Raw genomic sequence first — 12,641 nt, forward strand, 5'->3', positions numbered from 1 at the left:
CGAGAACCACACTGTTCGCGTTCAGGGCGATCTCGACCATGCGAGCCGCATCCAAAGTATGTCAGAGGCCGGGACTCGTTGCAATGCAGCAACCGTAAAAACTTCGGCCATGACGAATGCGAGCCGCCGCACGAAATACGACGGGCGTCCAATTCATCGCAGGAAGGACCTGCGGTCGGACCGAACCGCGGCAGCGACCGCCTCGAGCACCACGCGGACGCGGCGAAGTCGACGGGTATCATCGTGGACAGACATCCAGTAGCTGCGCGTTGCCTGGAATTTGTCCCCGAGCAGAACCTTCAACCCCGGTCGCTCGCGAGCGAGATAACGCGGCAGAACGCCGATAGCCGCGCCGCTGACCACCGCGTCGACCTGTGCGATCACACTGCTGGTGCGGATCGTCGGCACGACTTCCACACCGTCACCCAGGTCAAGAAAGTTGAGCTGCTGGGTAAAAAGGAGCTCGGGGATGTACCCGACGAAGACGTGCTTTCTGAGATCCTGCAGTGACCTCGGACGGCCCATCCGCTGGAAGTAGATATCCGAACCATAGAGGTCGAGCGTGTAGTCGGTCAGCTTTTGAGCCGCGACCTGCCCCGCCACCGGCCGGTCAAGCGTGATGGCGATGTCGACCTCGCGTGCCGCCAACGAATAGGTCCGCGGCAAGGCGACCAGTTCGATTTCGAGCTCGGGATGCGCGGCGGACAACAGGAAGATCTTGCTGCCGAGATATCCGGCCCCCAGCCCTTCGGGCGCACCAATCCGAACGCGCCCATTCACCACTGATTGCGCGTCGGCTAACCCCGCGATGTCGCGCAGGATGATCGACTCCAGTTCCTCCGTGATGTCCGCGAGCCGGCGGCCTTGCTCGGTCACCGCCGTCCGCCGCCCCGCCCTTTCGACCAACGGCATCCCGACCGACCGCTCGAGGCGGAGGACACGACGTCCGACCGTTGAATCGTCGATGCCGAGCAGTTTCGCGGCCTCGGACATCCGGCCGCTCCGCGTTACCTGGAGGAAGACTCGCAGATCATCCCAATCCATTCGGGGCTCTCGCATTTTTGCAAATAGAAGTCGCAGTTTCTGGCATTGAGAGCACAAATCCGCCATGCCATCCAGCGGCAACATTGCGCGGAGAGAGAAGAGAGGCCTGATGCGGATCGACGGGGATTTTGACTATGCGGTTGTCGGTGCAGGCACCGCAGGCTGCATCGTCGCAAACCGGCTGTCCGAAGACCCGCGCAACCGCGTCCTTCTGCTCGAAGCAGGCGGGAGGGACAACTGGATCTGGTTTCACATTCCGGTCGGCTATCTGTTTGCCATCGGAAATCCGCGCGCCGACTGGATGTTCAAGACGGACCCGGAGCCGGGATTGAATGGACGCGCGCTGGCCTATCCCCGCGGCAAGGTGATCGGCGGCTCGTCCGCGATCAATGCGATGATCTCGATGCGCGGCCAGGCAGCGGACTACGACGGATGGCGTCAGCTCGGCTTGGAGGGCTGGGGCTGGGATGATGTGCTGCCGGAATTTCGCAATCTCGAAGATCACTTCATGGGCGCGAGCGACCTCCACGGCACGGGAGGCGGCTTGCGGATCGAGCCGCCGCGCGTGTCGTGGCCGGTTCTCGACGCCGTGGCGACGGCCGCCGAGGACATGGGCATTTCGCGCAGCCTGGATTTCAACACCGGTGACAACGAGGGCGCCGGCTACTTCCACGTCAACCAGAAGCGCGGACGACGATGGTCCTCTGCGCGAGGCTTTTTGAAGCCGGCCTTGAGCCGACCAAACCTCCGCCTCGAGACCAATGTCTGCGTGGACAGGCTCCGTATCGAAAACCGTCGCGTGACCGGCCTGCGTCTGGTCCGAGACGGTCAATCCGTCGATGTCGCTGCCAAGCGGGAAGTCATCCTGTGTGCCGGCGCGCTCGGCTCCGTGCAGATCCTGCATCGCTCCGGCGTAGGACCCGCCGACTGGCTCCGCCCGTTGGGTATCGAGATTGCGCTTGATGGTCCGGGCATCGGACACAACCTGCAGGATCATCTTCAGCAGCGCGCGATCTACAAGGTCAGCGGCATTCGCACATTGAACGAAACGTACCATTCGCTTGGCCGCCGCGCCCTCATGGGGCTCGACTACGTCTTCCGCCGGCGCGGCCCGCTCACCATGGCGCCTTCACAGCTCGGCATCTTCACCCGATCGAGCCCCACGCATGAGAGAGCCAATATCCAGTTTCACATCCAGCCTCTCTCGCTCGACAAGTTCGGCGAACCGCTGCACCGCTTTCCTGCGATCACGGTCGCCGCCTGCAATCTTCGGCCGACATCACGGGGCACGGTCCGGATCGAGTCCAGCAGCCCCAATGCCCCGCCACGCATCGCGCCAAATTATCTTGCCACGCCCGAGGACCGGCTCGTCGCGGCGGACGCCATTCGGGTCACCCGCACGCTGATGCGCCAGCCGGCGCTCGCTCGTTACGCACCCGAGGAATTTCTGCCCGGCCCGTACGTCGCCGACGATGACGTGTCACTCGCGCACGCTGCCGGCGACATTGGCACGACCATCTTTCATCCGGTCGGCACCATCAGGATGGGGCCCGAGGCGGATCCGCTGTCACCGCTTGACGCGCGCCTTCGCATGCGAGGCATCGACGGGCTCCGGGTCATCGACGCCTCGATCATGCCCACCATCACATCGGGAAATACCAACACCCCAACCGCAATGATCGCGCGCAAGGGCGCCAGCATGGTGCTCGACGACGCGGATCGGTCCCGCATCGCCTAGCCGCCATTCGTTTCATCGAGGAGACTCCGCAAATGACCCATCCCGTTCCGCATTTCATCAATGGCGCCCCGGTCACGTCTTTGCACGGCCGTGCCGCGCCGATCTACAATCCTGCGACAGGCGAGCAATCCGGGACCGTGCCGCTTGCCGGCGCCGACGATGTCGCTTCGGCGGTCGCGGCCGCACGGACCGCCTTTCCCGACTGGGCCAAGTCTCCGCCGCTGCGGCGCGCGCGCATCCTCAATCGTTTCCTCCGTATCCTCGAGGAACGGCTCGATGAGCTCGCGGCCGTGATCACGTCAGAGCATGGCAAGGTTTTTTCCGACGCAAAGGGGGAAGTACAGCGCGGAATGGAAGTCGTGGAGTTTGCCACCGGCGCGCCACAGCTTTTGAAGGGCGAGATCACCGAGAACGTCGGCACGCGCGTCGACAGTCATTCGTTGCGCCAGCCGCTCGGGGTCGTCGCGGGCATCACGCCGTTCAATTTCCCGGCGATGGTTCCGATGTGGATGTTTCCGGTGGCACTTGCCTGCGGCAACACATTCATCCTGAAACCCTCCGAGAAGGTTCCCTCCGCGTCCATCCTCCTGGCGCAATGGTTGAAAGAGGCCGGGCTGCCGGACGGCGTGTTCAACGTCGTTCACGGCGACAAACAAGCGGTCGACGCGCTGTTGACGCATCCTGATGTCGCAGCGGTGAGCTTCGTTGGCTCGACACCTGTCGCACGATCGATCCACGAAACTGCAACTCTGCACGGAAAGCGCTGCCAGGCTCTGGGCGGTGCCAAGAACCATATGATCATCATGCCGGATGCCGACATGGACCAGGCTGTCGACGCGCTCATGGGCGCGGCCTATGGCTCGGCCGGCGAACGCTGCATGGCGATTTCGGTTGCGGTCCCTGTCGGCGAGACGACGGCAAAGACCTTGCTCGAAAAGCTCGTACCCCGGATTCATGCGTTGAACATCGGTCCAGGCATGGACCCGGAGAGCGAGATGGGTCCGCTTGTCAGCCAGCAACATCGCGACAAGGTACGAGGCTACATTGATGCCGGCGTCGCCGAAGGTGCGACGCTGCTGGTGGATGGTCGTGAATTTCGCCGCCAGGGTTACGAGAAAGGCTACTTCACCGGCGGCACGCTGTTCGATCGCGTCACATCCGATATGACGATCTACCGCGAAGAGATATTCGGACCGGTCCTAACGGTCGTACGCGCCTCGTCTTATGACGAGGCCGCCGCCCTGATCAACGCGCACCAGTTCGGCAATGGCACCGCGATCTTTACGCGCGACGGCGACGCGGCACGCGAGTTTGCCAACCAGATCCAGGTCGGGATGGTCGGCATCAATGTGCCGATTCCTGTTCCGATGGCTTTCCATTCATTTGGTGGCTGGAAAGCCTCCCTGTTCGGCGATCACCACATGCACGGACCAGAAGGCGTGCGGTTCTATACCAGGTTGAAGACGATTACGACGCGCTGGCCGACCGGTATTCGCAGTGGCGCGGAGTACGTGATGCCAACGTTGGGATGAAGGGCAAGCGGCCAAATAGCGCGGCAACCAAGACGTGAGCTACAGGCACCTGATGTGGGCATCACCGTTGATCGACTAGCAGCAGCTGAAGGTTCATAGCCAACATTGGCGCGTCGTCAGGAAGTTCACAGGTGGGGGTATCGGTCGTGCGGTACTCGTCCGCTAAGTACCCTCGTTGTCGGACACCCGCTTTTGGCGGACCGATGGATGCTCCGGTCGCCGTTGTCGGGATGCACCGTGGTGTGGCGATGCCACGAAAGATGATGGTCGGCACTTGAGGCCTGCCATCCGCGATTGATTTTGATTCAGCTCCCCGTGGCCGATTCGGCGCCGGATCCGATGACGCGAACGTCATCGGAGACAGGTCGGAGCGTTCGCATTTGCTACGATTTCAAAGCGTTGCAAAGCCGAGCCGCACTGCAAAGTGCACTTCGGAACCACCCGTGCTCTTCAGCGTGGCCAAGTGTCCAAAATGATCAAAGAGAGCCCAGTTGAGACCAAATCTGCGGATAGCTTTGCCAACAAATTTGAACCGATGACCTTCAGGTTATAAGCCTGACAATTTCCGAAGCGCTATTCGACACGCTGGCCCGCGCGCCAGCCCATCTCCCAGAAGTCTGCCTCGAGACGAGTAGCTTCCTTGAAGATCGCAATCAGCTCTGCCTCGCCGGCCGGGGTGGCGTAGAGATCAGCGAGACGTTCCAAGTGTGCTCCCGCTTTCGCCGCGACCTCTTGGTATGGCGCACCAGCGTACTCGGCAATCCACACGCGATAGGGGTTCGTCGCAGCGTTCGCATCGGGTTGTGCAGCCAGCCGCTTCGCGATCTCCGCGTACCCGATCACGCATGGGGCCAGCGCCACCTTGAGTGCCAGCAGATCGCCGCGCATTCCAGCATCCAACACGTAGCGAGTATAGGCTAGCATCTCGGCCGCCGGAGGGGTCTGTTCAAGGTCGCTTGGGGACAGACCCCAACCGGCACAGAGTGTCACATGAAGGTTCATCTCGACATCAAGGATGGCCGAAAGACCGGCCGCTGCTTCACGCATGTCGGCAAGCTTGGGCGATTTGTAGACCGAGAGCGCGTAGGCGCGCGCGAACTCGATGAGGAACAAGTAATCCTGAGCAAGATAATAACGAAATGCCGGTTCGGCGAGCGAGCCGTCTGCCAATCCGTTCGTGAAGGGATGCTCGGTGTAGGCGCGCCACTCAGCAGATGCCTCTGTCTTTAGACGCTCCCAGAAACTCACGTTATGTTTCGCCTGGCTTGTCATGAACCGCTTTTGATTACTTCCCATAGCCTGCATTATGAGGCTGACCTTGGCCGGCCGCGGCGATCTGCCGGCACGCTACCGTATGGAGGTCGCTTGCCGTCGATCGCTGGGCTTGAGTGTGTTCTCACGTTATCACCTACAGAACGCAACGTCCTGGTCCAAGATTCGACTACAGACAATCCGCACCAGTTTCGCGCCAATAACAACCCGCACGAAGGGTGGCGAACGTGGTCGAATTCGACGAAAAGGCAGAAAACTTAACAGCGGCGACGATTGTCCCACCGCTCATAACGGTCTGGTTGCAGGTTCGAGTCCTGCCGGGTCCACCAATGAGATCAATAGCTTACTTCGTTCTCGTTGCCCGCAGCGCGACGACCGCACCAGAAACCGCACCAGATACGTGCGCAACGGCGTCAGGTAAGCTCACCTGCTGATGAGTGGACGCGACAGTGCCATCCACGATCCTCGCCTTCGGCCGACGGAGAGGCACCGACAGAAGCAGTCTCTCCCTTTGGCGGTGAAGTCGGCTATCTCCGGCAAAGCGGAAGTCAGCCATAACGCCAATCAAGTCCGCTAAGGGGCCCAGTAGCAGACATGCGGCGCGATGCGGTGACCAGATCAACATGGACGAGGTGGACGGCACCCACAGGCGCCGGCCGCAAACGCGGCCGGTCCTCAAGGACGCGCAATGAGCAACGGCTGCACGTTTGCGCCGCCTGCCATCAGGGGATTCGACGGCTCGAAGCGAGCGCGCAGTTCTCGCTGCTGGACGAGCGAGCGTGCAACGACAAAGGCGTTCTTCAGGCTTCTGGCTTGCCGGAGTGCGACATTGAAAAAGGCGTTGCCGAAGTAGGTCCACTTGGCTTTGTCCCGACAGCCGAACGATGAATGGTCGGCATCGGCCGCGGTGATGACCAACGTATCGGGGTTCGCGAGACGAGGGATAAAGACCCCGGAATAACAGGCAGAGATGACCACCACCTTGTATCGCATGCCGGTCCGCGCCAGCATGGCGGCGAGATGGGGCGGCGTGAGCGTTTGCGTAAGCCGCCCGGCTTTGATTGCAAGCCCGTCGGGGGAGCCGTGCGAGGTGAGAATCAAGAACAGAACATCATTCTCGGCGTCCATCCCATTGGCCGCCGCCTGCAAGGACTTAGCCAGGCCTTCAATCGTTGCACCTCCGCCTTTCTTCGAATTGAATTGCACGTTGACTGGGCCGCTCCCGAAACGACCCGCTACGACCTGTGCTGCGCCGGTCGCCTCGCGTCTAAACACGCCCTGATCGCCGAAAAGGCCGAACGACACCACGCTCACCTTGCGAGCGTCCTCAACGGCGTGCACCGGCGAAGCCAACGGCGCGACGGTCAAAACAAAAGCGACGAGCGGCGCGCCAAGCCGGCTGATCCAAGAGCCGATCCAAGTGCCGTTCCAAGAACCACTCCAAGACTTGCACGCCATGGCGAACCTCGTTTGGTGATCGCCACCTAGCATATGGCGATTCAAGTTGACGGCATTGCGCCCCGGTTCAGCGATTCCTTGCGCAACCCCGCCTCGGTCGATATTTTTCTCCGATCACGCGAAAAATTGCGATGCCGGCTCAGCGAACGCCGGCAACGATCACGCGCGCTCCCGCGTCGGCGAGACGCTTGCACTGCTCCTCAGATGCGCCGACATCAGTCACCAGAGTCCAGCGCGGCGGCAGCGGCGCCCAGGCCATCTGTTCGGCGCGGCCGAGCTTGCTGGCGTCGGCGAGAACGATGACTTCCTTCGACTGCTGCATCATCAGCGACTTCAGTGCGACCTGTTCGAGATCCGCTTCGCACAGGCCACGGCCATTCACCACGCCGTCGGCGCTCATGACGGCGCGGTCCGCGGTCATGCGGCGCAGCGCCTCATTGGCGAGCGGCCCCATGGTGCTCATGCTGGTGGTGCGCAGCGCGCCGCCCAGCACCACAAGCTCTATGCTCGGAGCCTTGGCGAAGAAGGGCAGCAGCGCAAGATTGTTGGTGATGATGCGCAGCCGCCGATGCTGCAGCAGTCGGCCGAAGGCTGCGACCGTCGAGCCGGCATCGAGAATCAGCGTGTCGCCGTCCTCGATCAGATCGATCGCCGCGCGCGCGATCGCCTGCTTCTGTTTGCCCTGAACCGCGAGGCGCTGCTCGAGCGTCGTCTCATTCGCGTGGGCGGTGAGAATGGCGCCGCCATAGGTGCGGCGCACGGCATTGTTCCTGGAAAGATGCTGCAAGTCGCGCCGCACGGTGGAAGCGGAGACGTCGAAGCGCCGCGCGAGATCGTCGACATCGATCTCTCCCGCGTTCAGTGCTTCCAACAGACGAGCGTGACGCTCCTTGCTGCGCATCGACATCGAACCTCAGCCCCCGGATTCATTGCCGTCAGCCGAGCTCGACCGTATCGGCTTCGCGGCACGGCCGATGCATACCACGATGCATCGACCGCGCAATGTCAGCGCTTAACGCGCATCTCGCTCCTCATCCTGAGGAGCCCGCGCAGCCCCCTCAAGCCGCCTTCTTCGGCGCGAGATCGACCGCCTGCCGCAGCGCTTCGATCAGGCTGCGCTCGTCGGCGATGCCCTTGCCCGCGATGTCGAAGGCGGTCCCGTGATCGACCGAGGTGCGGATCACCGGCAGACCAACAGTGATGTTCACGCCGGCTTCCAGCCCCAGCACCTTGATGGGTCCATGGCCCTGATCGTGATACATCGCGACCACCATGTCGTAGTCGCCGCGGCCGGCCAGGAAGAACAGCGTGTCGGCAGGCAGGGGGCCGTGCACGTCCCAGCCCTTGCGCTGACAGGCTTCCACGGCCGGCGCGATCTTCGCGGCTTCCTCGCCGCGACCGAACAACCCGTTCTCGCCGGCATGCGGATTGATGGCGCAGACGCCGATCTTCGGATTGACGACGCCGGCGCGCACCAGCACGTCATGCCCGCGTGCGATGACACGCTCGACGAGGCCAGGCTCGATCTTCTCGATCGCATCGAGCAGGCCGATATGCGTGGTCACGTGAATGACGCGGAGTTTCGGCGACACCAGCATCATCGATACTTCCGGCGTGCCGGTCAGATGCGCCAGGAGCTCGGTATGGCCGGGATATTTGTGGCCGGCCGCATGCAGCGCTTCCTTGGAAAGCGGCGCGGTGCAGATGCCCTGCGCGAGCCCTGCCTGCACCACCTGCACGGCTTTCTCGATGTAGCGATATGCCGCCTCACCTGCCGTCGCCGACACCATGCCGAACGGCAGATCGTCTGGCACCAGCTTCAGGTCAACGCACTGCACGGCCTTCGAAGCAAAATTCGCCTGCTTCGCGTCGCTCAACGCATCGACCTCAAGCGGCACGCCGACGATCTGACCGGCCTTGCGCAGACGGTTGGAGTCGCCGATCACCAGCGCATTGCAGATCGCCTGCACCTGCGGCTGCGCCAGCGCCTTCATGATCACCTCGGGCCCGATACCGGCCGGATCTCCCATGGTGATCGCAATGGTCGGACGAGTCATATGAAACTTCCTCTGGTTCGGACGGCGCGAAGCCGCTCGCTGATGCGGATGAGGCTGTTCTCGTCACCGAACGCGCCCGCTTTGGTGGCGATCGGAACAGACAATCGGCCAAGAGTAAGGCCGAGCGACACGCCCGGCTCGATTTCGTCGGCAAGACGGATGCCGTTGACGCCGAAGCGCGACAGCATCGCCGCGGCGGTTTCGCCGCCGGTCGCAGCGAAGGCGCCGATCGCGGGTGCGACGGCCTCAAGAGCGTCGGCGAGCCCCTTGGCGAGCTGCGGGCCGAGCGACATGTCGGGGTGATCATCCATCATGATCTCAACCAGTGTATCGCCGCCGCCGGCAAGTCGTTTCATCACGTCCGCGGCGAGCGCCGCCCGGCCGGCACCATCGTTGAGCAGCGTCTCCGGCGCGACCGGGAAATGCGCCACGGTGCCGGTCGCCTCCAGCTCGCGCGCGGCGGCGCGAGATGCGCCGGCGAGCGAGCCCACCACGATCAGGGTGCCGGATGCGCTCGTCGGAATGCGCAGCGGCTCGACGCCATGGCTCACTTCGAGGCCGGCCAGCGCGTGCGCGAGGCCGGCGCTGCCGATGAAGAAGGTTGCGGGCGATGCATGCAGGCTCGCCTCCGCGATCAAACGCAGATCGTGTTCAGTCTCGGCGTCGCAGGCCGCGACCACGTCGCCCTCCCGGGCGAGCCTCGCGAACGTGGCTTTGAGATCGCCACCGCGCACGGCAGCGAGCTTGACCTTCTCACCGCGAACGCCCGCGGTCGCGAGAACGTCGACAAGATCGGCATTCGGGTAGGTGTGGTCGCGGTGCCAGACCTCGGCCTCCTCGAGGGGGCGGCCTCTGACCAGGATACGCCCGTCGATGGTGGTCCGGCCGGTGGCCGGAAAGGCCGGCGCGAACACGCCAAAGGCCGGACCCGACCGTGACTTGAGATGCGCAAGCGCGGCGGCAGTCTCCGCTGCAGGTTGCCCCCGCAGCGTCGAGTCAATCTTCTTGAAAAGAATACGTCCGCCTTCGCAAAGGCGCGCCAGCACATCGGCATGGCGGGCTGCAGCGGCCCCGGCCGAAAGGCCTCGACTCGCGGCATCGTAGGCCAGGACGGGCAGCTGGTAGCCCGACGCGTCGGTCACCTCACCCCACGTCACCGCAGCCGCACGCCCCCTTCTGCCGAAGGCGATCGCACAGTCCGCGGCACCGGTGAGATCGTCAGCGACGATCAGCCAGCTTTGGCTTGACGCGTTTTCTTGACGCGAACCGGTATCCACTTCGCTCGAAAACGCTTTAGGGGCCATCTTCAGCGACCTGCTTCAGTGACTTGCCTCAGTGACAACCGAGCGCGCCGCGGGGGGCATCTTGCCGGCAGAAGCCACGTTGTTCTCTTCTGCAGGCTCCTCGACGTCGCGACCAACAACGCGGGCTGTCCAGGCGGTGACGATCGGCACGAGGATTGCGGTAACCACGACGCACGCCGCGACGAGGATAGTCGCCGGCCGCGCCGCGTCCGCATAGGCTGGATTCGCCGCGGCGACAATCGCCGGGACGGCCGCCGCATTACCGGCCGTCGAGGCCGCCGCAACACCCGCGACACCATTCCCGCCAGTGATGCGATCGGCGAGGAACAGCGGGATGCCGGTCACAACCACCACGGCCACTCCCATGCCGAGGCCGAGCAGGCCGGCCTGCCAAACCTTCGACAGATCGAGGCCGGCGCCGAGCGCGAAGGCGAAGAACGGGATCATCACAGGCACCGCGCGGCTCAGGAAGTCGCGCATCTCTCTGTCGAGATTGCCGATGATCATACCCACCACCAGAGGCAGGATAGCGCCCACAAGGGTCTGCCATGGAAATGCCGAGAGGCCGGCGACGCCCAAAGTGATCATAGTGAGGAAAGGACCGCTCTCCAGCGACATGACAGTATAGGCGCCGACGTCACGCGGACGTCCATATTGGCCCATCAACGCCATATAGAGACCGCCATTGGTGTCGTTCATGGCGGCAACGATCGCGAGCGTCGAGACACCCGCGAACATGCCAGCTGCGACCGGTGTCTCTCCCAAAATGCGGCCGAAGATCAGGCCGAGGACAACGGCCACGCCAACCTTCACGATCAGCAGGGTGCCGCCCTTCTTCACAATGTAGGGGGTCGCGCGGAAGTCGATGCTCGCGCCCATGCAAACGTAGAACACGGCGAGAATTGTCAGCGCGCCAGAGAACAGTGCGCCGGTGAAGGAGCCAAAAAACTTCGGGGTATCGGGAAAGAAGGTGGCAATAAGCGCCCCGACCAACAGAGGGACCACCATCATCCCGCCCGGCACGCTCTCGATCGCCCGCTTAATTGGAACCTGCATTTCTGTTGTCCTCCCGCACACCGCGCACTTCCGATCATTTTGCGCGTTTTGCTATAAAAACGAGCAAACGGTGGCCGTATATGCTCATATCGCGCAGTATTCAAGACCTATTGCGCATTTTGCGCAAAACTGACCCGATCATTCGCTCCGTCAGATGCGATTGATTTTGCTCGCGGGAGAATGCCAGGGAATTGGGTCATGAGAGGTTGGGCATGGTGCTCATCGCGCAGATGCTCGAAACGCTTACTTGGGGCAACACCCACCGAAGCCCCGACCGTCGCATGCTTCGGCCGCAAGGGTGCCCGGCCGGGCCCTCGCCCGCAGGCGGGACACCGCCTCGGCCAGCGGAACGTCGGCCTGTAAGTCGTCGCGCTCGCGCAGGCTCTCTTCGGGCGCTAGTACGAAACCTCCCAAGACCGCTCTGAGATTGCCTCGGTATTGCAGGCGAAAGCCGTTGCGCAACGGCCGATGGGCCTACTTCTTCGAGCCTCCAACGTGGGCACGTGCGCAAGGGTGTCACGTCAAGGCGAAGGGACTCGGTGAGAACTACAATGCGGCCGTTGAGCGCGCCGAGTACGTTCTTCTGCCGGCCTTCGACAGCTGGCGGTCTCACGGGCTGACGGAGTGGTTGCAGCGCGAGGAGCATGTCGTCGGAGCTTTTGAGATTTCGCACTACCGCCCCAAGGAGCGGCCCAATAGCGTGAAGATCGTGCATCCGAAGAACGGCGAGGAAGCCTGGTGGCCGCTTTTCGATGATCGGGGCGAATCACTTTTCCCCGAACTGATGGCCGAGCTCGATGCCATCAAGCAGGTCACGGTTTCGGGTCTGGTCTTCAGGCGCGATCACGCGCACCGCAAGTCGCGTACTCCGCCACCGTGGATACTGAGCGCACGGACCTCCGCTACCTGCGCAGCGTCGTGAAGGACATTGTCGCCGCGGCCGGCATTCGATCCGAGCTTTCATTCACCTCGTTCCGCCACGGCGGCTTCACCGAGGGTGCCGACAGCGACCTGACCGACGCGGAACTGCGCGCAGCCGGCCGCCACAGGTCTGCACGGCAATTGCCGATCTATGCAAAGCGGACCCGTAAACAGCTGATCTCGGGGACCCGGAAGCGCCGCGAGAAGCGAACAAAAGCAGCCGGTTTGTCGGAATAGACGCGGCCGTTTGTCGGAATGA

11 protein-coding genes are annotated in these 12,641 nt (G+C 63.0%); 4 read left to right on the plus strand and 7 right to left on the minus strand.

Features of this window, described 5'->3' with window-relative positions:
• Positions 1 to 153 precede the first annotated feature (153 nt).
• Positions 154 to 1,128 (minus strand): LysR family transcriptional regulator, encoded by a 975-nt coding sequence (locus tag ACVIHF_RS23395; protein WP_456792616.1) that lies wholly within the window; start codon positions 1,126 to 1,128, stop codon positions 154 to 156.
• 25 nt (positions 1,129 to 1,153) lie between these two features.
• Between ACVIHF_RS23395 and ACVIHF_RS23400 the strand changes: the two genes are divergently transcribed.
• Together ACVIHF_RS23400 and ACVIHF_RS23405 are read left to right on the plus strand one after the other, a co-directional pair.
• Entirely contained in the window at positions 1,154 to 2,782 is a 1,629-nt protein-coding gene (locus tag ACVIHF_RS23400) for a GMC family oxidoreductase (RefSeq protein ID WP_456792617.1), read from the plus strand.
• Positions 2,783 to 2,814: 32 nt separating this feature from the next.
• Positions 2,815 to 4,314: a CoA-acylating methylmalonate-semialdehyde dehydrogenase gene (locus ACVIHF_RS23405; protein ID WP_456792618.1), complete on the plus strand. Its 1,500-nt coding sequence runs from the start codon at positions 2,815 to 2,817 to the stop codon at positions 4,312 to 4,314.
• 573 nt (positions 4,315 to 4,887) lie between these two features.
• On the opposite strand, the gene tenA is transcribed toward ACVIHF_RS23405, so the two are convergent.
• From tenA to ACVIHF_RS23435, 6 genes are all read right to left on the minus strand, one after another.
• Positions 4,888 to 5,562, minus strand: a complete 675-nt coding sequence (gene tenA / locus ACVIHF_RS23410) for a thiaminase II (RefSeq protein WP_456794116.1) — start codon at positions 5,560 to 5,562, stop codon at positions 4,888 to 4,890.
• 699 nt (positions 5,563 to 6,261) lie between these two features.
• The gene (locus ACVIHF_RS23415) at positions 6,262 to 7,044 is read right to left on the minus strand and encodes a C13 family peptidase (protein ID WP_456780052.1); all 783 of its coding nucleotides are present in this window, start codon (positions 7,042 to 7,044) and stop codon (positions 6,262 to 6,264) included.
• Positions 7,045 to 7,183: 139 nt separating this feature from the next.
• Complete coding sequence (locus ACVIHF_RS23420; RefSeq protein ID WP_310880616.1) at positions 7,184 to 7,951, minus strand: DeoR/GlpR family DNA-binding transcription regulator; 768 nt, start codon at positions 7,949 to 7,951, stop codon at positions 7,184 to 7,186.
• A 151-nt stretch (positions 7,952 to 8,102) separates the two neighbouring features.
• Positions 8,103 to 9,101, minus strand: coding sequence for a 4-hydroxythreonine-4-phosphate dehydrogenase PdxA (pdxA, locus tag ACVIHF_RS23425; protein ID WP_456792619.1), 999 nt, complete (start codon positions 9,099 to 9,101; stop codon positions 8,103 to 8,105).
• Positions 9,098 to 10,405 (minus strand): four-carbon acid sugar kinase family protein, encoded by a 1,308-nt coding sequence (locus ACVIHF_RS23430; protein WP_456792620.1) that lies wholly within the window; start codon positions 10,403 to 10,405, stop codon positions 9,098 to 9,100. Before ACVIHF_RS23430 ends, pdxA begins: the two co-directional genes overlap by 4 nt.
• A gap of 15 nt (positions 10,406 to 10,420) precedes the next feature.
• The gene (locus ACVIHF_RS23435; protein WP_225164475.1) at positions 10,421 to 11,461 is read right to left on the minus strand and encodes a 2-keto-3-deoxygluconate permease; all 1,041 of its coding nucleotides are present in this window, start codon (positions 11,459 to 11,461) and stop codon (positions 10,421 to 10,423) included.
• A 454-nt stretch (positions 11,462 to 11,915) separates the two neighbouring features.
• Between ACVIHF_RS23435 and ACVIHF_RS23440 the strand changes: the two genes are divergently transcribed.
• Positions 11,916 to 12,383: a hypothetical protein gene (locus ACVIHF_RS23440; RefSeq protein WP_456780048.1), complete on the plus strand. Its 468-nt coding sequence runs from the start codon at positions 11,916 to 11,918 to the stop codon at positions 12,381 to 12,383.
• The gene (locus tag ACVIHF_RS23445; protein ID WP_456780047.1) at positions 12,380 to 12,619 is read left to right on the plus strand and encodes a hypothetical protein; all 240 of its coding nucleotides are present in this window, start codon (positions 12,380 to 12,382) and stop codon (positions 12,617 to 12,619) included. Before ACVIHF_RS23440 ends, ACVIHF_RS23445 begins: the two co-directional genes overlap by 4 nt.
• The last annotated feature ends 22 nt before the right edge of the window (positions 12,620 to 12,641 follow it).

This window comes from Bradyrhizobium sp. USDA 4506, assembly GCF_054058795.1.